General features: G+C 71.9%; 18 protein-coding genes. 10 read left to right on the forward strand and 8 right to left on the reverse strand.

Features of this window, described 5'->3' with window-relative positions; all coding sequences use genetic code 11:
- Positions 1 to 7: 7 nt before the first annotated feature.
- A complete protein-coding gene (locus IL992_RS17300) occupies positions 8 to 691 on the forward strand; it encodes a hypothetical protein (protein WP_193204357.1) in 684 nt (227 codons plus the stop codon).
- 65 nt (positions 692 to 756) lie between these two features.
- Here the strand turns inward: IL992_RS17300 and IL992_RS17305 are convergent, their stop codons facing one another.
- Positions 757 to 2,070, reverse strand: coding sequence for an MFS transporter (locus IL992_RS17305; RefSeq protein ID WP_193204358.1), 1,314 nt, complete (start codon positions 2,068 to 2,070; stop codon positions 757 to 759).
- Positions 2,071 to 2,224: 154 nt separating this feature from the next.
- Here IL992_RS17305 and IL992_RS17310 point away from each other — a divergent pair, with 154 nt between their 5' ends.
- Complete coding sequence (locus IL992_RS17310) at positions 2,225 to 5,869, forward strand: hydantoinase B/oxoprolinase family protein (RefSeq protein ID WP_193204359.1); 3,645 nt, start codon at positions 2,225 to 2,227, stop codon at positions 5,867 to 5,869.
- 208 nt (positions 5,870 to 6,077) lie between these two features.
- Here IL992_RS17310 and IL992_RS17315 read toward each other — a convergent pair whose 3' ends face one another.
- Positions 6,078 to 8,159, reverse strand: a complete 2,082-nt coding sequence (locus tag IL992_RS17315) for a cellulose binding domain-containing protein (RefSeq protein ID WP_193204360.1) — start codon at positions 8,157 to 8,159, stop codon at positions 6,078 to 6,080.
- Positions 8,160 to 8,287: 128 nt separating this feature from the next.
- Complete coding sequence (locus IL992_RS17320) at positions 8,288 to 8,767, reverse strand: hypothetical protein (protein ID WP_193204361.1); 480 nt, start codon at positions 8,765 to 8,767, stop codon at positions 8,288 to 8,290.
- A gap of 70 nt (positions 8,768 to 8,837) precedes the next feature.
- Here IL992_RS17320 and IL992_RS17325 point away from each other — a divergent pair, with 70 nt between their 5' ends.
- Both IL992_RS17325 and IL992_RS17330 read left to right on the forward strand, forming a co-directional pair.
- Positions 8,838 to 9,827: a helix-turn-helix transcriptional regulator gene (locus IL992_RS17325; protein ID WP_193204362.1), complete on the forward strand. Its 990-nt coding sequence runs from the start codon at positions 8,838 to 8,840 to the stop codon at positions 9,825 to 9,827.
- 190 nt (positions 9,828 to 10,017) lie between these two features.
- Positions 10,018 to 11,460: a hypothetical protein gene (locus tag IL992_RS17330; RefSeq protein WP_193204363.1), complete on the forward strand. Its 1,443-nt coding sequence runs from the start codon at positions 10,018 to 10,020 to the stop codon at positions 11,458 to 11,460.
- A gap of 869 nt (positions 11,461 to 12,329) precedes the next feature.
- On the opposite strand, the gene IL992_RS17335 is transcribed toward IL992_RS17330, so the two are convergent.
- The 3 genes from IL992_RS17335 to lpdA all read right to left on the reverse strand — a co-directional run bounded on the left by IL992_RS17335 (position 12,330) and on the right by lpdA (position 16,019).
- Positions 12,330 to 13,175 (reverse strand): HD domain-containing protein, encoded by an 846-nt coding sequence (locus IL992_RS17335; RefSeq protein WP_193204364.1) that lies wholly within the window; start codon positions 13,173 to 13,175, stop codon positions 12,330 to 12,332.
- Positions 13,176 to 13,333: 158 nt separating this feature from the next.
- Positions 13,334 to 14,515, reverse strand: coding sequence for an FAD-dependent monooxygenase (locus tag IL992_RS17340; RefSeq protein ID WP_193204365.1), 1,182 nt, complete (start codon positions 14,513 to 14,515; stop codon positions 13,334 to 13,336).
- Positions 14,516 to 14,618: 103 nt separating this feature from the next.
- Complete coding sequence (gene lpdA, locus IL992_RS17345; RefSeq protein ID WP_193204366.1) at positions 14,619 to 16,019, reverse strand: dihydrolipoyl dehydrogenase; 1,401 nt, start codon at positions 16,017 to 16,019, stop codon at positions 14,619 to 14,621.
- Positions 16,020 to 16,158: 139 nt separating this feature from the next.
- Between lpdA and IL992_RS17350 the strand changes: the two genes are divergently transcribed.
- Positions 16,159 to 16,557, forward strand: coding sequence for an SRPBCC family protein (locus IL992_RS17350; protein WP_030508779.1), 399 nt, complete (start codon positions 16,159 to 16,161; stop codon positions 16,555 to 16,557).
- 22 nt (positions 16,558 to 16,579) lie between these two features.
- On the opposite strand, the gene IL992_RS17355 is transcribed toward IL992_RS17350, so the two are convergent.
- Both IL992_RS17355 and IL992_RS17360 read right to left on the reverse strand, forming a co-directional pair.
- Positions 16,580 to 16,807, reverse strand: coding sequence for a hypothetical protein (locus IL992_RS17355; protein WP_193204367.1), 228 nt, complete (start codon positions 16,805 to 16,807; stop codon positions 16,580 to 16,582).
- A gap of 4 nt (positions 16,808 to 16,811) precedes the next feature.
- Positions 16,812 to 17,750: a TIGR03620 family F420-dependent LLM class oxidoreductase gene (locus IL992_RS17360; RefSeq protein ID WP_193204368.1), complete on the reverse strand. Its 939-nt coding sequence runs from the start codon at positions 17,748 to 17,750 to the stop codon at positions 16,812 to 16,814.
- Positions 17,751 to 18,131: 381 nt separating this feature from the next.
- Here IL992_RS17360 and IL992_RS17365 point away from each other — a divergent pair, with 381 nt between their 5' ends.
- The 5 genes from IL992_RS17365 (at position 18,132) to IL992_RS17385 (ending at position 20,926) form a co-directional block, all read left to right on the forward strand.
- Positions 18,132 to 18,701 (forward strand): COG4315 family predicted lipoprotein, encoded by a 570-nt coding sequence (locus IL992_RS17365; RefSeq protein WP_193204369.1) that lies wholly within the window; start codon positions 18,132 to 18,134, stop codon positions 18,699 to 18,701.
- A 76-nt stretch (positions 18,702 to 18,777) separates the two neighbouring features.
- Entirely contained in the window at positions 18,778 to 19,128 is a 351-nt protein-coding gene (locus IL992_RS17370) for a nuclear transport factor 2 family protein (protein WP_319018618.1), read from the forward strand.
- A gap of 195 nt (positions 19,129 to 19,323) precedes the next feature.
- Positions 19,324 to 19,794 (forward strand): GAF domain-containing protein, encoded by a 471-nt coding sequence (locus tag IL992_RS17375; protein ID WP_193204371.1) that lies wholly within the window; start codon positions 19,324 to 19,326, stop codon positions 19,792 to 19,794.
- A 66-nt stretch (positions 19,795 to 19,860) separates the two neighbouring features.
- Positions 19,861 to 20,589 carry a GAF and ANTAR domain-containing protein gene (locus tag IL992_RS17380; RefSeq protein ID WP_079315194.1) on the forward strand — a complete coding sequence of 243 codons (729 nt, stop codon included), beginning with the start codon at positions 19,861 to 19,863 and terminating at the stop codon, positions 20,587 to 20,589.
- A 19-nt stretch (positions 20,590 to 20,608) separates the two neighbouring features.
- Entirely contained in the window at positions 20,609 to 20,926 is a 318-nt protein-coding gene (locus tag IL992_RS17385) for an STAS domain-containing protein (RefSeq protein ID WP_193204372.1), read from the forward strand.
- Positions 20,927 to 20,933: the final 7 nt, after the last annotated feature.

Raw genomic sequence — 20,933 nt, forward strand, 5'->3', positions numbered from 1 at the left:
CCAACCCATGAGCACGTCCTCCACCTCCCGCAAGCCCTACCTGCTCGCGGCGGCGGTCGTCGCCGGCCCGTTCGCCGCACTGGTGTGGCACCTGGCCGACACGGTCGGCCTGCCCCGGACCGCGGCGGCGGACTACCTCGGCCAGGTGGCCGCCGACCGGGACGGCTACGCTCTCGGCACTCTGCTCTACATGATCTTCGTCGGCAGTTCCATCCCCGGCGGCCTGGCGGTGATGCGGGTGCTACGCGAACGGGCGCCGCTGGCAGGGACGATCTCCGGGCTGCTGCTCGCCCTGTCCGGCGCGCTCGGGCTGGTCGTGTCGGGCATGAGACCGGTCGTGCTGGGCCTGGCGCCCGAAGGCGGAGCAGTCGCCGAGGCGGTCGCGGCATACGAGAGATACCAGGGCTCGGCATGGTTCGGTGGGGTCATGCTGCCCATGCTGGCGTCGGCCGTGATCGGCCTGGTCACGCAGGCCGCCGCGATCCTGCGTACCGGCGTCTTGCCGCGCTGGACGGCCCCTCTCCTGGTGGCCGGGTTCGTCCTTTCCAGCGGGGAGTTCAATCCCGCGGTCACGGTGGCGGGTGCGCTGGTCCAACTCGCGGGCACCCTGCCGCTGGCCGCCAAGCTTCTCGCCGCCACCGGGGCCGAGAGCGAGTCCGAGCCGGCGCACGCGGCCCTCGCCCGAGGCTGAGACGACGGCGGGAGGGCCCTTTCGTCAGTTTCGGCCGGACTTCGTCTTGAGCCGGGACCTCCCGATCACCCTGAGCCGGTGTCGACAGGATGGGCGGCCTGCGGGCGGTGCCCGTCGTCCCCCGCCTCGTCCCCCGCCTCGTCCCCGGTCGCCCGGCCCCGGCGCAGGGCGGCGACCGCCGTCGCGACGGCGGGCACCAGGATGACCGCCGCCGCGACGTTGACCGCGCGGAAGCCGCCGGCGGCGAGGATCGGCCCGGCCAGCGCGGCCGCCGCGGCGCCCGCGTAGTTCATGCCGGCGTCGGTGGCGCCCTGCAGCGGCACCCGGACGTGGTCCGCGGCGGTGCCGGCGAGCAGCGCCGACGCGGAGATCATCGACGCCGACCAGCCGACGCCGAGCACGATCAGCGCGAGCGCGGTGAGGGTGCTGCCCTCCGAGGCGGACGCGGCCACGAAGCCGAGCACGACGGCCGCCCCGAGCATCAGCATCCCGGCGCACGCCGTGCGGATCGCGCCGATCCGGTCGGCCAGCCACCCGAAGACCGGGCTGAGGGCGTACATGCCGAGCACGTGCAGGCTGATCACCACGCCCACGAGCTGCAGTGACATGCCGTGGTGCTGCATGTGCAGCGGCGTCATCACCATGACCATGACCATCATCGCGTGCGCCACCGCGATGAGCACGACCGCGAACCGCGCCGCCGGGTCGGCCGCCGCCCAGCGCAGCGCCGCCACCGCTCCCACCGTACGGCGGCTCTTGTCCGCCTCGTTGCCGGCCGGCGCGGACGACCGTACGGCGGGCCGGAGGAACACCGCCACCACCGCGCCCGCCAGGGCGAAGGACACGACCGAGAACACGTAGGGACCGGCGAGGCCGGGCAGCCCGAGCCACCGGCCGAACCGGTCGGCGACCTCGCTGAGGTTGGGGCCGGCCACGGACCCGATCGTGGTCGCCCAGATGACGATCGACATCGCCCTGGCCCGGGCGCCCGGGGCCGCGCCGTCCGCGGCGGCGTACCGGGACTGCAGGTTCACCGCCTGCCCGACGCCGAACATGGCCAGTCCGGCCAGCAGCACGGCGAGTTGTGCGACGACGGCGGCCGTGACGATCAGCACGCCGCCGAGCACGGCGATCGCGTACCCGAGGGCGAGCGAACGGCGCCGCCCGTGCCGGGCCGCGACCCCGGCCAGCGGCACCGCGGCGACCGCCGCGCCGAGCACGCTCGCGGCCTGGCCGAGCCCCGCGACGGACGTGCCGCCCAGCCGCTCCAGGAGCAGCCCGCCGACCGCGATGCCGGAGGCGACCGCGACGCCGCCGAGCAGGTTGCCGGTGACGAGGGCACCGATGCCCCTATTGCGCTCCACGCTCGGCACGGACATCACTGCCGGGACCACCTTCCCCTCACGCCGGTCCGGTGTGATCCGGGAAACGGCACTCGATGATATGTCCGGCATGTGGTGATGTGTCTCCCTGTTAAGCCCGGGGCGTGCGGCCCTGATACAAGGGATGTACGGGCGTGCGGAGGGGGGTCCCATGCCTGGAGGCCGGTGGCAGTTCTGGGTGGACCGCGGCGGGACGTTCACCGACGTCGTCGCCCGGCGCCCGGACGGGCGGCTGGTGACACGCAAGCTCCTGTCGGAGAACCCGGCGCGCTACCCCGACGCGGCGGTGGCGGGCATCCGCGCCCTGCTGGGCGTCCAGGCGGGCGAGCCGATCCCGGTCGAGCGGATCGAGTCGGTGCGGATGGGCACCACGGTCGCCACCAACGCCCTGCTGGAACGCCGGGGCGAGCGTACGGCGCTGGTGATCACCAAGGGGTTCGCCGACGCGCTGCGCATCGGCTACCAGAACCGGCCGCGCATCTTCGACCGGCGGATCGTGCTGCCGGAGATGCTGTACGAGTGCGTGACCGAGGTGGACGAGCGGATCACCGCCGACGGCGTGGTGCTCCGGCCGCCCGACCTCCACGGCCTCGCGCCGCGATTGCGGCGCCTCCGCGAGGAGGGCGTCCGCGCGGTCGCGGTGGTCTGCCTGCACAGCCACCTGCACCCGGCGCACGAACGGGCGATCGGGAGCCTGGCCAGGCGCACGGGCTTCGCCCAGGTGTCGTGCTCCAGCGAGGTCAGCCCGCTGATGAAGCTGGTGCCGCGCGGCGACACCACCGTGGTCGACGCCTACCTCTCGCCCGTCCTGCGCCGGTACGTCGAGGCGGTGGCCCGGCAACTGCCCGGCGTACGGCTGATGTTCATGCAGTCGAACGGCGGGCTGGCGGAGGCCGGGCACTTCCGCGGCAAGGACGCGATCCTGTCCGGGCCGGCCGGCGGCATCGTCGGCATGGCGCGCATGTCCCGGCTGGCCGGTTTCGACAAGGTGATCGGCTTCGACATGGGCGGCACCTCGACCGACGTGTCCCACTACGCGGGCGTGTACGAGCGGGTGGTCCAGACCCAGGTGGCCGGTGTGCGGCTGTCCGCACCGATGATCGCCATTCACACGGTGGCGGCGGGCGGCGGGTCCGTCCTGCGTTTCGACGGCGGGCGCTACCGGGTCGGCCCGGACTCCGCGGGGGCCGACCCCGGCCCGGCCTGCTACCGCAACGGCGGCCCGCTGTGCCTCACCGACGCCAACGTGATGCTCGGCCGCGTCCAGCCCGGCCACTTCCCCGAGGTCTTCGGCCCGCACGGCGACCTGCCGCTCGACACCGGCGAGGTGCGGCGGCGGTTCACCGAGGCGGCCGCGGACATCCGCGCGCGGACCGGCGACGAGCGCGACCCCGAGCAGGTCGCCGAGGGCTACCTGCGGGTCGCGGTCGAGAACATCGCCAACGCGATCAAGCAGATCTCCGTGCGGAAGGGCCGTGACGTCACCGAATACGCCCTCATCACGTTCGGCGGCGCCGGAGGGCAGCACGCCTGCGCGGTGGCCGACGCGCTCGGCATCCGCACCGTGCTGGTGCCGCCGATGGCGGGCGTGCTGTCCGCCCTGGGCATCGGGCTGGCCGACACCACCGTGATGCGGGAGCAGTCGGTCGAGGCCCGGCTGGAGCCCGCCGCGGCGCGGCGCCTGACCGGTCTCGCCGACGCCCTGGAGGCGGCGGCACGCCGCGAGCTGTCGGACGAGGGGGTGCCGGCCGGGCGGATCCGGGTGAGCAGGCGGGTGCGGCTGCGCTACGACGGCACCGACACGCCGCTGCCGGTGGACCTGGCCGGGACGGAGGCGATGGTGACGGCGTTCGAGGCCGCCCACCTGCGGACGTACTCCTTCCTCATGGACCGGCCGCTGGTCGCGGAGGCGGTCTCCGTCGAGGCGGTGGGCCTGACCGAGCAGCCCGACCTCTCCGGCCTCGCCTCCGGATCCGGCGCCGCCGAGGGGCGGCCGGTGGACACCGTACGGATGTACACGGGCGGCGCGTGGCGCGAGGTGCCGCTCTACCGGCGGGAACGGCTGCGCCCCGGCGACACGCTCGGCGGCCCGGCGATCGTGGCCGAGGCCGACGCGACCACGGTGGTCGACGACGGCTGGCGGGCCGGGGTGACGCGGTACGGGCACCTGCTCCTGGAACGGGTGCGGGCGCGCCCCCGGGCCGCCGGTGTGACCACCGAGGCCGACCCCGTGATGCTGGAGGTCTTCAACAACCTCTTCATGTCCGTCGCCGAGCAGATGGGCGCCCGGCTGGGGTCCACCGCGCAGTCGGTGAACATCCGGGAGCGGCTCGACTTCTCCTGCGCGCTGTTCGACTCGGGCGGCGACCTCATCGCCAACGCGCCGCACATCCCGGTGCACCTCGGGTCGATGGGCGCGAGCGTCAAGGAGGTGGTCCGCCGCCGGGGCGGCGGGATGCGGCCGGGCGACGTGTACGCGATCAACGACCCCTACCACGGCGGCACCCACCTGCCGGACATCACGGTCGTCACCCCCGTCTTCCACGACGCGGGCCGGGAGATCCTGTTCTTCGTGGCCTCCCGCGGCCACCACGCGGAGATCGGCGGGCTGACGCCCGGCTCGATGCCCGCCGGAAGCAGGAGCGTGCACGAGGAGGGCGTGCTGTTCGACTGCCGGCTGCTGGCGGACCGCGACGGCCTGCGCGAGAAGGAGACGTGGCGGCTGCTCACCGAGGGGCCGTACCCGTCCAGGGACCCCGCGACCAACCTGGCCGACCTGCGCGCGCAGATCGCCGCGAACGCCAAGGGCGTCGAGGAGGTCGGCGCGATGATCGGCCACTTCGGCCTCGACGTCGTGCGGGCCTACATGCGGCACGTGCAGGACAACGCCGAGAGCGCGGTCCGCGCGGTGATCGACGCCCTCAGCGAGGGCCGCTACCGCTACGAGACCGACTCCGGCGCCGTGATCGCGGTGCGCGTCTCGGTGGACCGCGCCCGCCGCACCGCCACGATCGACTTCACCGGCACCTCGCCCCAGCTGGGCACCAACCTCAACGCGCCGTCGGCCGTGGTCACCGCCGCCGTGCTGTACGTCTTCCGCACCCTGGTGGCCGACGAGATCCCGCTCAACGACGGCTGCCTGCGGCCCCTGCGCGTCGTCATTCCGGAGGGGTCGATGCTGGCCCCGGCGTACCCCGCGGCCGTGGTCGCCGGCAACGTCGAGACCTCGCAGGCCGTCACCGGCGCGATCTACGCCGCGCTGGGCGTCCAGGCCGAGGGGTCGGGGACGATGAACAACGTCAGCTTCGGCGACGAACGCCGCCAGTACTACGAGACCGTCGCCTCGGGGTCCGGGGCGGGGGACGGATTCGACGGGGCGGCGGCGGTGCAGACCCACATGACGAACTCCCGGCTGACCGACCCCGAGGTGCTGGAATGGCGGTTCCCCGTGCTGCTCGAGGAGTTCTCCATCCGGCGCGGCAGCGGCGGCGCCGGACGGTGGCGCGGCGGGGACGGGGCGGTGCGCCGCATCCGGTTCCGCGAGCCGATGACGGTCAGCGTGCTGTCCGGTCACCGCCGCGTGCCGCCGTACGGCATGGCCGGCGGCGCCCCCGGCGCTCTGGGCGTCAACCGGGTGCGGCGCGCGGACGGAGAGGTCGTCCACCTCGCGGGATGCGACTCGGTCCGGGTGGAGCCGGGCGACGTGCTGGAGATCGAGACACCCGGCGGCGGGGGATACGGGCCCCCGGAGGGCGGCCTCGGCTGCCGCGCTCCCACCGCAATCGCGCTCCCTTGATGGGGGCTCCGCCCTCCTCGGCCTTCGCGGCGAGGAGGGCGGGCTTCCAGCGGTTTCGCCGTTACCACACCGGGCGGCTTTTTCTGGCGATGGGCCGCGGGGTTTGCGCCTGACATGGCAGGCGCTTGCTCAGAAGTCTCTCATTCGGCCCACAAACGCTGCATTCGGCCGCGTGCAAGACAACTCCATGGTCGCCCAAAGAAAACCGTCACAGCGTCGAGCAGATCGTGCCGTTCAGGCGGAACACGGTGGGAGAGGGATAGGCCCCCTCGTTGGCGCCGACGAACCCGACGGTGACCGAACCACCTGCCGGGATCGTCCTGGTCTGCTCACCTGCTTGCCCACCCGGGACGACCCGCACGTCCCGGCCCTCGGACGTCCCCTCAGTTGTCCACGTGCCGCCCCATCCGCTGGAGACCCGCTCCCCGGCCACCGGGAACCGGAACGTCAGCGCCCCATCCGCCACGTCGGCCGCGCCGCGGTTGGCGACCGTCACCTCGGCGGTGAAGCCCCGCCCCCAGCCCTGCGTCACCCGGTAGCGGACCGCGCAGGTGCTGTCCGGCGGCGTGGGGGCGGTGAAGGTCACCGGCGCGGACGGCCGCGACAGCCGCCCGGTCCGGTCCCTGGCCAGCACGTTGACCGTGTAGGAGGCGCCGGGCTCCAGGTCGCGCAGCGTCAGCGAGGTGCCCCGGGTCGTGCCCAGCAGGACGGTGTCCGCGCCCGTCTGGCGGTACACCTCGTACCCGTCCGCCTTGCGACCGGCTGGGGGCCAGCTCACGGTGACACCGTCCGCTGTGCCGCGCGCCGTCGGCGTGCCCGGGGCGGGTGCGGGCTTCGGGCCCCTCGCCGCCCGCACGGTCATCGTGGTGATCGAGTACGGCGGAAGCGTCCGGGCGTACGCGTCGCCCTGCTCGGCGCGGACGATCCCGGTGGCCCCCCGGGTGAAGGCGTACGTCACCGGGGCCCGGCCGGAGGGGGTGAACCCGGTGTAGCGGAGTCGCACGGGGTAGGCGGTGGCCGGGTCTCTGTTGATCATCACGACGGCCAGGTCGCCGCCGGCCTGCCGTACGGCGTGCACGGCCACCTTCGGCTGGTCCGAGGCAGCCCTGACCAGGCCGTCCCCCGGTCCGGCGGCCGTGTGGAGGATCTCGATGCCGTGATAGGAGGGGAACGGCGTGTTGAGCGGGGGCTCGCAGACGCCGTCGGCGCACTGGCCGAGCGACAGGAAGCCGATGTCCTGATAGTCGGTCTCGCCGTCGATCGTGCCGACCTTCTCCACCGCGTTGTGGGTGTCGAACCAGTCCACGGTGAAGACGCCGTTCTCCAGCGCGGTCAGGTAGGTGTCGGCGGCGAACAGCCCGGCCGCGTGTGTGTTGCGCCCGATGTTGGAGGCGACCTCGGTCAGCGCGAGCGGAACGTCGCGCCCGCCCAGGGCGGCGACGTCGGCCCGCACCTGGGCCAGCATCTCGGCGAGCCCCGGCGGAGAGGCCAGCAGCCCGACGACGTCGCCACTGGTATCCGGGATGCTCGTACCCGGATACCAGTGCACGGTGAAGAAGTCGATCTCGGGTGCCACCACCGGGATGACCGTGTGGTTCCAGCTGGCCGAGTCACCGGCGGCGACCACGCCGTCCGGCCAGCTCCCGGGGATCGTGAGCACCGCCCCGACCTTGATCGTGGGATCGACGGCCTTCATCGCGCGGGCGAACTCGAGCGTGGTGCGGGCGTACGCCGCGGGGCTCTTGTCCGGGTGGTCGTCGGCCTCCCAGGTGGCCCCGTAGTGGCCGTTGCCGTAGAGCTCGTTGCCGACCTCCCAGAACTTCACGCCGTACTTCTTGGTCACGTTGGCGTACCGGACCCACCCGGCGGCCTCCTCCGGAGTGCCGGTGCCGTAGTTCGCGATCACCACGGCCTGCGCGCCTGCCGCCCTGACCGTGCCCATGAACTGGTCGAAACCCGTGCCCGGGGCCACGGTCCCGCCCGGCGCCGTGTGGGTCTCCCAGTGGTAGAGGTCGCCGTACGACCCGCCGGGGTACCGCACCGCGGCGATGTGCGCCCGCTTGTACAGCCGCGCCACCTCCGGGTCGTTCATGTGCGGGTCCCAGACGGCGGCGTTGGCGCCGTACGCCGCCTCGTGGAGGGTGCCGAGCCCGGCGTTCGCGTTCACCGTGATCTCGACGGCGCCGGCCTGTCCCGGTGGAGCGGGCGGCGGACTCTGGGCGGGGTCCGCCGCCGCGAGCAGGGAGGCGGCCAGGAACGCGGCGAGCGGAACGGCCAGGGCTCTGCGCATCGATCACTCCGGTGTCGAAGGGGGACCGGTTCGTGAGGCCAGGCCCCGACGATCGACCGCGGCGATCTCCTGGTCAAGTGAGCGGGACGTCGCCCCTGATCAGTGCGCTCGCCGGGCCCGTGGTTCTTTCATCGGCGGTCTCCCGTCGTGCCCTCGGGCAGCGTGTCGGCGAGGTAGGCGTCGAGGTCGGGGCGGTCGGGGGCGAGCAGGTGCCGCACCCACGCGTCGCGTTCGTGCAGGATCGGCGGCAGCTCCCAGACGCAGCCGATGAGCGGGCGTTCCGGTCGGATGAAGTGGGTGGGATCCCGGTCGGGGCAGCCCAGCGCGGGCTGACCGGCCACCGCGTTGCCGTAGTGCAGGGCGTTGTCCCACGCCCAGGTGTAGGCGTTGATGTAGGCCCCGTCGTCCCCGCCCTTGTGCAGGACGACGAAGGCGGCCGGGGGCGTGCCGTCCGGTTCGGGCAGCAACTCGGGCAGGACGGCGTACGCCGCCTTCTCGACCTCGGGGTCGATCCCGGCCGGGTCGGCGGTGACGTGGTAACGCTTGACGTGGTAGCCGCTCACCTGGATCGGGGGCGGCACGAAGAGCAGTTTCTCCGCGAAAGCCATGACGGGAACGGTAGGACCGCTTCACTGACACCTTCTGGCAGTGGAAGCATGGCAGTGGAATGCTGGTGCTGTGCGCGCCTCCCGCCTGTTGTCGATCCTCCTGCTGCTGCAGTCGCGCGGCCGGATGACGGCCAGGCAGCTCGCCGACGAACTGGAGGTCAGCGTCCGCACGATCTACCGGGACGTCGAGTCGCTGCACGCCGCGGGCATCCCCTTGTACGGCGAGGCCGGGCACGAGGGCGGCTATCGCCTGATGGACGGCTTCCGCACCCGGCTCACCGGCCTGACCGAGCGGGAGGCCGGGGCGCTGTTCCTGTCCGGGCTGCCGGGACCGGCCGCCGACCTCGGCCTCGGCGCTCTGCTGGCCGCGGCGGAGCTGAAGATCGAGGCCGCGCTCCCGGCCGGTCTGCGGGAGGAGGCGCGGCGGGTGCGGGAGCACTTCCATCTCGACGCGCCCGGCTGGTACTACGAAGGCGACCGGTCGCCGTATTTACGGGAGGTCGCCGAGGCCGTCTGGAACGCCCGGGTCGTCCGGATCCGTTACCGCCGATGGGTGGAGCCCTGCGAGGTCGAGCGGAGGCTGGAGCCGTACGGGCTGGTCCTGAAGGCGGGGAAGTGGTATCTCGTGGCGCGGTGCGACGGCGCGTTGCGGACCTACCGCGTCGGCCAGATCCTCGCGCTCACGGTGACCGGCGAGACGTTCGAGCGCCCGGAAGGCTTCGACCTGGCGGGACACTGGCACGAGCACCTGGCCGGCTTCCGGTCGCGGCTGTTCCGCGGCCACGCGGTGATCCGGCTGTCGCCGCGGGGCCGGGAGCGGCTCACGGAGGTCATGAGCTCGGCCGTCGCCCGCGCGGTGGACGAGACGGCGGGCCCGCCGGACGAGCGGGGGTGGATCACCGCCACCGTGCCCATCGAGTCGATGACGCACGCGCGGACGGAGTTCCTCAAGCTCGGGGCCGAGGTGGAGGCCCTGGAACCGGTCGAGCTGCGGCGCGAGATGGCGGCGGCAGCGCATGATCTTGCGGCCCTCTATCCACCGCCTTCCAGGATCCAATGAAAAAGTGGCCGTAATTGCGGCTTGGGCCCGATATAAGGCGATACCAACTCGGCGAGCGCCCTGACAGGGTGCGCTTCGAGTTCTATCCTTGACGGCGTCACTGACAAGATTCTCGCGGATTGCGGGAGAAGAAGTGCCCCAGACCACGCGTACGCTGCGAAGGGAAAAAGCGCGAAGCGAGGGCGCGCGAGTGGACGGGCTTCGTGATCCGGATGTCGAGACCTTCGTCGGCGCGATGGGGACGCGCATCCGCGCGGACGCCGAGACGGTCGGAGTCGACCTCCGGACCCTGGAGATCCAGGTAAGACTGCACCTGCCCCGGTTGAGCAGGCCGACCATCGCCGGCTGGTCTCCGGACAAGGTGTACGAGGAGATACGGCTGCAGGCCGTCGTCCGGGCGGCTCAGGTGCGCCAGTCCGCGGAGGACGCGGCGTACCAGGCCCATGCCTCCGTCCTCCTCAACGTGAACAAGGCGCACCGCGACCTGAGCCTGTCGTTCGGCGACGGCTACCGTACCTGCCTGCGCTTCGCCGAGGTCAAGCCCGGCGTCGGCCATCTGGTCCAGTCGAGACTGCACTACCTGCACAGTGAGAGGGCCGACACCGTCCTCCAGTTCGGGCTCTTCCTGCCGGGCGCGACGATGCCGATCACATACGTCGCCTTCTCGCGGTGCGACCGCCAGTACGTCCTGGACGCGCTCACCGGGCACGGGCTGGACGTGAATCCCGGCCGGATAATGGTTCTGACAAGAATGCACGGGCTGGCGGGAATTCCGGCGAACCTCATGAGCCTGACGATCGCCCGCGCGGTCCGGGAGATCAGGGCGAAAAATGCCGGGGATTATGTCATCACGGCATACAACCCCATGCTCGGTTTCGACGGCACCTCGTTTCTCGCGTCGGGATTCAGGCCGATCGCCCTGTCGCCCGTGGCCTACCGCTACGACGACAAAGGCCTTTTCCAGACACGCCGGATGTCCGGGGAGTCGGTGCCGCAACTCCTGGACACCCCGGACAACGTGCTCATGGTCCTCGGCGCCACCTCCGCCGCGAAGCGCAGCGTCGGCGCGATCGAGGGCCTGATCAGGGTGTCGCGCCGGACCCACTCGGGCGGCGACCACGTGAGACCCGTCGACGCCGACTTCACCTCGCCACAGTGGACGGAGCGCCTGCTCGGCTACCGCCGCATGCTGGAGTCCTGCTGGTCGGACCGCACGGTGCATCCGCGCTATCAGGAGTCACCGGTCGCCGCGGGCGACCCCCGGGGCCAGTGCGGCGTCACCTCCGTCTGGCTCGCCCGCAGGCTCCGCACCGACCTGCTGCTCGAACCCGTCTACTGCTACGGGAGGCTGCGCGTCGGCCGCGACGACGCCGAGGACGTCAGCCACCACTGCTGGGTCGAGATCGGCCCGGCCCACGACCCCCGGCGGTTCGTCATCGACCTGACCGGCGACCAGTCGGACGGCGTACGCGAGCCGATCATCCTGGGCGAGCACCGGGCGCTGGCGGAGCGGGGGCTGCGGTACGAGACCGCGGCGAGCCTGCGCCTCGACGAACTGCCGAGGGACCGGGTGTGGCCGCGCTTCCTCGCGCTCGAGGACCGCCTGCGTGGCATGGAAGAGGGGCGGACATGATCGCGGACATGACCGGGGTCCGGCCCTCGGTGCTGCTGCTGTCGTCCGACAGCAGGCGGCGGTACGCGGAGGACGTCCTGAGGGCGCTGGCCTTGCCCAGAGGGGCGATCATCCAGTTCCGGTACGAGACCGACTACGTGGCGGGCGCGCTGCAACAGGCGATCGCGAACGGCTCCGCCGTCGGCCGGCGGTGCCTCGTGGCCTTCCTGGCCGACCGGGAGTCGCCCGACGCGGAGCCGTTCGTCGTGCCCGTGCGCTTCGCCACGGTCGTGACGACCGCCTGCGTGGCCGACATGGCCGTGTTCCGGCTGCGGGTGGACGACTACGCGAACCTGGAGGAGTTTCCGCTGGCCGAGGCGGAGATCAGGGCCAAGGGCGGCTGGTTCGTGGACAGGCTGGCGGAGGCCAACGGCGGGCGCTGGTATCCGGCCACCACCCGCTTCCCCGACCTCCACCTGCACGAGCAGCAGGGCGACGACCCCATCCTGTGGCTCGGGGTGGCCCGGCGGCTCGCCCGGCATCCCACCTACAGGTCCTCCTACTTCGTCCGCACCGAGGAACCGCTGCTCAACAAGGACAGGACGGGCAGGCTCGACGCCGAGGGCCGGCTGCACCTGAGCGACGGCGACTCGGTGAAGATGCGGGTCAGCTTCTACTCCGACGGCTACACGCCGACCGCGAAGCGGCTCGTCTGCGCGACCGACGGCACCTTCCTGAAGATCGCGTCCGACGACTCCTACGACGTGGCGTCGCGATACGACACCGTGGAGTTCTGGCTGCGGCCCGAGATGCTGGGCTTCGACGCGCTCGCGCGGGTCGGGATCACGCTGGCCGTCGACACCCGGGCGGGCCCGATGCCGGGAGGCGACTCACTGACGACGAGCGCCGGGTTTCCTGTGGTCGTGCGGCGCTCGCGGTCGCGCCTCCTCACGCGGGTGTCGGCCAGCGCGGCCGGGGCCTTCCTCGTCGCCCTGCCCGCCGTGCTCGGGCCGGGCGCCGGCCTGCCACTGAGGGTGCTGTGCGCCGTCTGCGGAGCGGCGCTGCTCGCCGTCGCGAACATCGTCATCTCCCACGCCAGGTGACACCCCACCGGAGAACAGGTGCGGGCGCCGAGCGAACTCCCGGCACAGCTCGTCGAACAACGGCAGCAGTGCCGGGCAGCTCATGCGGATCTTCCGCCTGGCCGTGATCTCGGTGTGCTTGTAGGCCGCCCAGCTCGGCCGCAGCGGGTGGTGGTCGGCCAGCAGCACGTTGACGTGGGGGAGCAGCTTGTCCAGCGCGTAGACGAACCTGCTCTCCGGATCGTGCTGCGCCTTGTAGCCGTACAGGTCCTCGACGAGCCAGGGGAACGTCCCGCCGAAGTCGCGGGTGATGATCTCCCGTGCCTCCTCCTCGCGTACGGCCTTCTTCTCCCGTTCCGCCGGGTCGGCGTAGACCGACACGTCCCCCGCGTGGACCTCGGGCAAATCGTGGACCAGCGCGTACCTCGCGATCCTGCCCGGGTCCAGGGCCGGGTCGATCAGCGGGGCGAGACAGACCGCGACCAGACCCAGGGCGAAGGAGTGCTCCGCGTCGTTCTCGCGCCGGGTGACGTCCTGCGGCACCACCGAGGAACGTTCGATCACACACGGCGGGAAGACCAGTTCACGCATGAGGGCCATCAGAGTGTTCGCGCCGACCGGGGAGCCGGTGTTATTCGCGTCGTCCCTCGCCATCGGGCCGCCCTCGCATTGTTCGCCCGTACGCGGCCACGGCGTTTCGCGCACGGCCTGATTCCCAGCGTAGCCGACCATTCATCGACGCCGTGGGAAGTGTTTCCTAGTGAATAGTCGCGCAAGCCGAATGCCTGTTCGGTAATCGGCATTTCCGCATTTCAGGCCGCATAGTCCTTGAGTGTTATCGAGGTGGCCGCCTTGGTGCTCATCTTGTCGAGCACGCGCATCAGCGGTCCGGCGGTGAGCACCCGGTAGGCCAGATTGCGCCGCCGGATCGCGCCCCGCGTCGCCGGGGCGAGGAACGAGCCCGCGTTGCCCGCGACCCGCTGGCACGCCTTGGCGAACCCCCTGATCAGCCGCTCGTACTCGGGGAACGCGGCACGGTGGTCGCCGCGGGCGGCGGCGAGTTCGCCCGCCAGCACGTACGCGGCCACGACGGCCATGCCCGCCCCCATGCCGCCACAGGTGGCGCCGTAGCCGGCGTCGCCGAGCAGCGCGATCCGCCCGCTGGTGTAGTGGTCCATGTGGACGAGGCTGATCGAGTCGAAGTAGAAGTCGGACGCGTCCGGGACGGCCTCGAGCAGCCGGGAGACCTCCCAGCCCGCTCCCGCGTACTCGTTCAGGACGATCTTCTTCTGCTGTGCCACGTCGCGGTGGTCGAAGTCCAGGCCCGGGGCCCGGAAGACGCACATCACCCCGGCGGTCGCCCCGTCCCTGGCGCCCGCAGCCGCCACCCCGCGGCCGGGTTCGTTGTAGAGCAGCGTGTCGCGGCCGAGCCCCAGGCGGTCGGGCGCGCTGAAGATCGCGACGTGGTAGCCGGACGGCCGCACGAACCGCGTCTCGGGGCCGAAGGCAAGCCGCCGCACGTTCGAGTGCAGGCCGTCCGCGCCGATCACGAGGTCGAACGTCCGTGGCGCCCCGCGCTCGAAGGTCACCTCCACGCCGTCCGGGGTCTCGGTCATGGACGCGATGGAGTCGCCGAAGACGTACTCCACGTCGTCCCTGGTCCGGTCGTACAGCACGCGGGCGAGGTCACCGCGCAGGATCTCCACCTCGCCGCCGGTGAACTCCGCGGGCAGCGCGACGACCTGTTCGCCGCGCCAGTCGACCACCCGCAGCGGGCCGGGATCGGTGCGCAGGCGGCGGATCTCGTCCAGGACGCCCATCCGCCGCAGCACGCTCATGTGGACCGCCCCCCGGAAGTCGACCGCCTGGCCGCCCTCGCGCAGGGCCGGGGCCCGCTCGACCACCGTGGGGGCGAAGCCGTGCCTACGCAGCCAGTAGGCGACGGCGGGCCCGGCGATGCTCGCGCCGGAGATCAGAACCGATGGGGTCGTCATGTTCGCTCCTCTGGCTCGGCGGCCGCGTGGTGTCGCGGCCACGGGAGGAGCGTCGCCCCCGGCGCTGACGGCCCGCCCACCGGGCGCTGACCGCCCGCCACCGTCACATGTTGATCATGTGGCCGGCCAGGCCGTGGATCGCCTCCTTCACCGCCTCGCCCAGGGTCGGGTGGGCGTGGACGTTGCGCGCCACCTCGTGCACGGTGAGGTCCCACTGCTGGGCCAGGGTCAGCTCGGGCAGCAGCTCGGTCACTTCGGGCCCGATGAGGTGGGCGCCGAGGATCTCGCCGTACTTCGCGTCACTGAGGACCTTGACGAACCCGCCCGGGTCGCCCAGGCCGTGTGCCTTGCCGTTGGCCGTGAACGGGAACTTGACCACCTTGACGTCGAAGCCCTGCTCACGCGCCTGGGCCTCGGTGTAGCCGAAGCTCGCGATCTGCGGCTGGCAGTAGGTGGCCCGGGGGATCATCACGTAGTCGAGCTCCATCGTCTCCGCGTCCGCGATCGTCTCGGCGGCGATGATGCCCATCGACTCGGCGGCGTGGGCCAGCATGAGCTTCGCGGTGACGTCCCCGATGGCGAAGATGTGCGGCACGTTGGTGCGGCAGCGGCCGTCCACGGCGATCGCGCCCCGCTCGGTCAGCCGTACGCCGGTGTTCTCCAGGCCGTATCCCTCGACGCGCGGCTGGAAGCCGATGGCCTGCAGCACCTTGTCGGCCTCCAGCACGGAGGTCTCGCCGTTCCTGGAGACCGTGACCCGCACCTTCTCGCCGCTGTCGTCGATCGACTCGACCCGGGTGGAGGTCAGCACCTCGATGCCGAGCCGCCGGTAGCGCCGGGCCAGCTCCGCCGACACCTCCTGGTCCTCCAGCGGGACCATCCGGTCGAGGAACTCGACGATCGTGACCTTCACGCCGTAGTTGTGCAGCACGTACGCGAACTCGACGCCGATCGCGCCGGCGCCCGCGATGATCACGCTTCCCGGCAACGTCTCGCTGAGGATCTGCTCCTCGTACGTCACCACGCGCTCGGACAGGGACGTCCCCGGCAGCAGGCGGGTCGTCGCCCCGGCCGCGATGATGCAGTGGTCGAACGTCACCGTGCGCACCGAGCCGTCCGCGCCACGCACCTCCATGGCGTTCGGGCCGATGAAGGTGCCGCGGCCGTCGTACTCGGTGATGCCGTTCTTCTTCATCAGGTAGTGGACGCCCTTGACACGCCCGTCCGCGACCTGGCGGCTGCGGCGGAAGGCCGCGCCGTAGTCGAGCGTGATCGGGCCGTCCGTCTGGATGCCGAACGTCTTGGTCTCGTTCGTCAGGATGTGGGCGAGTTCGGCGTTGCGCAGCAGGGCCTTGGAGGGGATGCAGCCCACGTTGAGGCAGACACCGCCCCAGTAGCGCTCCTCGACGACCGCCGTGCTGAGCCCGAGCTGGGCCGAACGGACCGCGGCGGTGTAGCCGCCCGGCCCGGCGCCGAGGACCACGACATCGTAATGATCGGTCATGCACCGGACCCTACGCCGCCGTGCGCATCAGCCCGGGGAGGGGGTGCCCGCTGCACGGCCTCGCGTGGCGAGACGGAGGATGGACCGGAGCGCGGCGGGTAGGGGCTCCCTACGTCGACAGAGGGAGGAGTGACGGACCATGACCGAGTTCGAGCGGTCCCGCAGGATGCCCGCGCCGGCCGACCAGGTGTTCCGCCAGGCGTGCGACGTCGGCAAACTCGATCTCTGGATGCCCCGTGAGCTGCACGTACACGCCGAGGAGCCGCCCGCGGTCACCGTCCACGAGGACGAGACGGGACAGGACGAACGCGCGCTGCTGCGGGCCGAGCAGGACCAGCTGCGGATGGAGTGGGGCACCCGTGACGTGGACCGGTACGCCGGATGGCTGCAGGTCGCCGGCATCGACGACGACAGCAGCGACGTGACGGTCCACCTGTCCTTCTTCGACGAGCGGCACGCGCCCCCGGCCGAGGCGGTGGAGCAGGCGCTGGACGACAGCCTCGAACGGCTGGCCGAGCAGGTGCGTCAGGCGGCCTGACCTCCCGGCCGGCCTGCTCGGGCTACTTCGCGTTCGTGCCGGGGTCCGGTCCGCCCGCGTCCTCCGGGTCGACGGACGGGGTCGACGGCAGGGGCGGGGTGAACGTGGACGCCCGGGCGCCGGCCAGGCCGAGGACCTGGCGTATCCACGCCTCCAGGCCCGTCGGGTCCGGCGGGGTCAGCGGGTCCTGCCCTTGCCCGTTCTGCCCGCCATGGTCTCCGCGCCCCCGCCCGGGAGTCGCCGCGGTCACGCCGTCACCCCAAGAGGGCGGGGGCCAGCAGCCGAAGGTGCTCGATCTGTGTGCCCACCGAGTCCGCGAGCGGCTGGACGCACACGTGGTCGGCCCCCGCGTCGTGGTGGGCGCGTACCCGCTCGGCGATCGTCTCCGGGTCGCCCCAGGCCACGATCGCGTCGATGAGCCGGTCGCTGCCCCCGCCCGCGAAGTCGTCCTCGGAGAAGCCCAGTTCGCGCAGGTTGTTGGTGTAGTTGGGCAGGGAGAGGTACATGGCGGCGTACTCGCGGGCGATCTCCCGTGCGCGGCCCGGGTCCGTCTCGATCACCACGGCCTGCTCCGGGGCGAGGACCGGGTCCGGGCCGAGGATCTCGCGGGCCTTCACGGTGTGCTCGGGCGGCACGAAGTAGGTGTGCGCTCCCTGCGCGCGCCGCGCCGCCAGTTCGAGCATCCGGTGCCGGAGCGCCGCGAGCACCCGGGGCGGCGTCTCCGCCTGCGGCACCTCGATCGACGCCCGGTCCATCCCGTCGAGATAGTCCCGCATGTACTCGAGCGGCGCGGAGTAGTCGTGGCCGCGAGGAGCGACCAGCGGCTTGTGGCTGACGCCGAGGCCGAGCACGAACCGCTGGTCCCACGCCTCCGCGAGGGTCGCGGCACCGTTGGCGGCGGCGACGGGGTCGCGGCCGTAGATGTTGGCGATGCCCGTGGCCACGTGCAGCCGCCCGGTGGCCGACAGCAACAGCGCGGCGTGCGTGAACGCCTCCCGCCCGGCCGGGGTCTCACCGATCCACAGTGCCGGGTATCCGAGCTCCTCGATCTCCGCCGCGGCCTTCCTGGCCCCTGCCGCCGGGATCGCCGCCAGAGAGGACAGCCACACTCCCGTACGGCCGAGGCGGCGCCTCAGTTCGGCCGATCCCACGATGGGCGGTTCCGCGGTGGGTGGTTGCGTGCGCTCGGCCATCCGGACGCTCCTTGTCTGTCGCGAGATCGGGCGAAGGGGGGCGGTTCGCCAGGAACGTCGCCCCCCGCGGGCCGGACGGCCGCGCCGGCGGGCGTCGCAGCCTCAGCATCGCATCGCACGCGCCGGTGACCTCGGCACCTCCCCGCGATCGGTTCGCGTGTCGGGGCGCACCGCCGCGCCCGTACGGCTTACTCCGATTTCCCCGAATCTGGCGGTTCATCCGCAGCCGTCGCTGATTCGCCCCGAGGGCGGCGAGAGGTCCGTGAGGCGGAACCCACGAAACGGCAAAGGCCTGTCCCGGATCTTCGCGTCCTGGCGGCGGGGCTGCCGTCGCCACGTGTGTCCTGGGAGCCGACTCGCTCACTTCCCAGGAGGCCGAACATGAGGAAACTGCTGTATGCCGGCGCGGTCGCGATCAGCCTGCTGGCCGCCGGATGCGGCGGTGCCGGCGACGACGCCAGCCGCGTCGCCAACGACCAGCTCAACGAGTCGCAGACGCCCGAGCCCTCCGAGCACCCCTCGGGGGCGACGCCGTCCGCCACCGGATACTCCGCGTCGCCGACCTCTCCCGTCCAGGCGTCCCCCACGGGGCCCGCGCGCATCGACGCGGCGCCCACCTCGCTCGGCAGCGTGCTGGTCGGCCTGGAGGGCCGCACGGTGTACCTGTTCACGAAGGACAAGGGCGGCGCCTCCGCCTGCACCCAGGCGTGCGCCGCCGCGTGGCCGCCCGTGCTCACCGCCGGCGCGCCCCAGGCCGGTACGGGCGTGCACGCGAACCTGCTCGGGACGCTCCACCGGGAGGACGGCACCATGCAGGTGACCTACAACAAGCACCCGCTCTACTACTACGCGAAGGACCAGAAGGCGGGGGACGTGCTCGGCCAGGACCTGAAGGACTTCGGCGGCGAGTGGTACGCCGTCACCCCCGAAGGCAAGAAGGCCAAGCGCTAGTTCCGGAGTGCGGCCATGCTGTGCAGCAGCCGGGCGAGCAGGGCCGACAACTGCTCGCGCTCGTCCGGCGACAGCAGTGCCAGCAGCGACTCCAGCCCCCGCACGTGGTCCTCCACGCTGCGCTCGAGCAGGTCCCGGCCCGCGCAGCGCGAACACCGGCGACTACGCCGGGCGGGAGGCCGTGATCGGTTTCGTGGTCAAGGCCGCCGCGCTCAGCCAGGGGACGCTCAAGCTGCACGTCCACCGCGTCCTCGCCGACGACGAGGCGGCCGTCGCGCTCGCGACGTACACCGCGACGCGGCCGGACCGTGAGGTGCCGCCGGAGAACAACCTCGCACACGTGATCACCATGCGCGACGGCAGGATCGCCGAGTCGTGGCTGCACAGCCGCGACCAGTACGAGGTCGACGCGTTCTGGGGCGAATAACCCCGTTTCCTGGCCTGTTTCCGATCCGCCTTCCCGCTGCGGGAGGGCGGATTTCTCATGTCCTTCCCGCCCGGCCGGCCAACCGTGTCGGCAACCCTGGTGGATCGCCTGGCTACCACTGCTCGGAGCCCACTAGGCTTAGGGGCACTCCGCCCTGTGTCCGCGGCCGCTTGATCGTTTGAAAGTGGGCTCGCGATGACATCGGACGCGTCTGTTCTCGAGAACGTCCTCACCGGCATGGCCGACCTGTTCGGGGTCGACGGCGCCGCGTTGATGCTGCTCGACGGCCAGGACCGCCTCCGCGCGATCGGGGCGACCGACGACGACGGCGTACTGCTGGAGTTCGCCCAGGAGTCCGTGGGCGACGGTCCCGCCATCGAGAGCGCCGCCAGCGGCGGCCTCGTCGCGATCCCCGATCTGCACGCCGCGAGGCCCATGGGGTTCCCGCACGTGGCCGTCCACGCCCCGCCGGTCCGGGCCGTCCTCTCCGTTCCGCTCATCGAGGACTCCGAGCTGATCGGGGTCCTGGACTTCTACGCCCGGGACGGGCGGGTCTGGGACCGCACGGAGGCGGAGGCGGGTTCCCGTCTCGGCGAGCTGATGGTCATCGTTCTTCAGGTCCTGGCAGAGATCAGGACTGATCGGGCCCCCTCCGGGCAGTTGTGATGGCCGAATCGGTGCCTCTCCCCCAGGCCATGGCGGTGCGAGGTGAGGTTCACGAGAGGATACGGAATGACCCATATCGATCCTGAGGCTCTTGTCGCCAGCCTGCGACGCCTGCAGAAGGACAGGTCGGCGACCGGGATCGTGCACCACCTTGAGCGCATCGTCCAAGTGGTCGATCGGCTTTTCGGATATTCCGGCGCCGGCCTGATGTTCGCCGAGGAGGACCGCACACTTCGCTACCTCTTCGCCACCGACGAGCGTGGCCGCAGTCTAGAACGCGCTCAGGCGGTGACGGGCCAGGGCCCGTGTGTCGCGGCGTACGTGGGCGACACCGCGGTGACGACCGTCGACGTGCGGACCGACCGTCGGTGGCCGGCCCTGCGTGAACTGCTGCACCCCGAGGTGCGCGGGGTGGCGGGAGTGCCGATCCGGCTCGGCGGTGTGCCCGTGGGCACCCTGAACGTCTACCAGGACGCGCCGCACGAGTGGCAGGAGAGCGACACCCAGGCCCTCCACGCGTACGCCCACGTGATCGAGCAGGTCCTCGTGGCGTCGATGGAGGCGGACGAGAAGGCGGTGCTCGCCGACCAGCTCCAGTACGCCCTGGACTACCGCGTCGTGATCGAGCGGGCCATCGGCTATCTCATGGGCAAGCACGATCTGACGGCATCGCAGGCGTTCACCGGACTGCGCAAGCAGGCCAGGGACAGCAGACGGAAGGTATCCGAGCTCGCGGCCGAACTGCTGGGCGAGCAGGGCCAGAGGAATGTTGCGAATCCAGACCACGTCGTCTGAGACCGGCATCCGGATTGCCGTGGACGGCGACCTCGACGTGTCGGGGGTGCCGGAGCTCCATGCCTGCCTGCGGCAGGTGCTGGGGACCTACCGGCCGGGGCACGTCGAGGTCGACCTGGCCGGAGTCGGCTTCCTCGACTGCGCGGGCGCGCGGAGTCTGCTGTGGGCCGACGCGCGCGTGCACGAGTGGGGCGGCGACGTGACCTTCGTCCGCCCCTCTCGGCAGGTGCTGAGGCTGCTGCGGCTGCTGGGCTTCGACTCCGGGCTGTCCATCCGTACGGCGTCGCACGTGCCGCTGCCTCAGCCCACGGCCGAGGCCCGTCCTCGGCCCAACTGAGCGAACG

This window comes from Microbispora sitophila (genome assembly GCF_014892245.1).
GTDB classification, from domain to species: Bacteria; Actinomycetota; Actinomycetes; order Streptosporangiales; family Streptosporangiaceae; genus Microbispora; species Microbispora siamensis.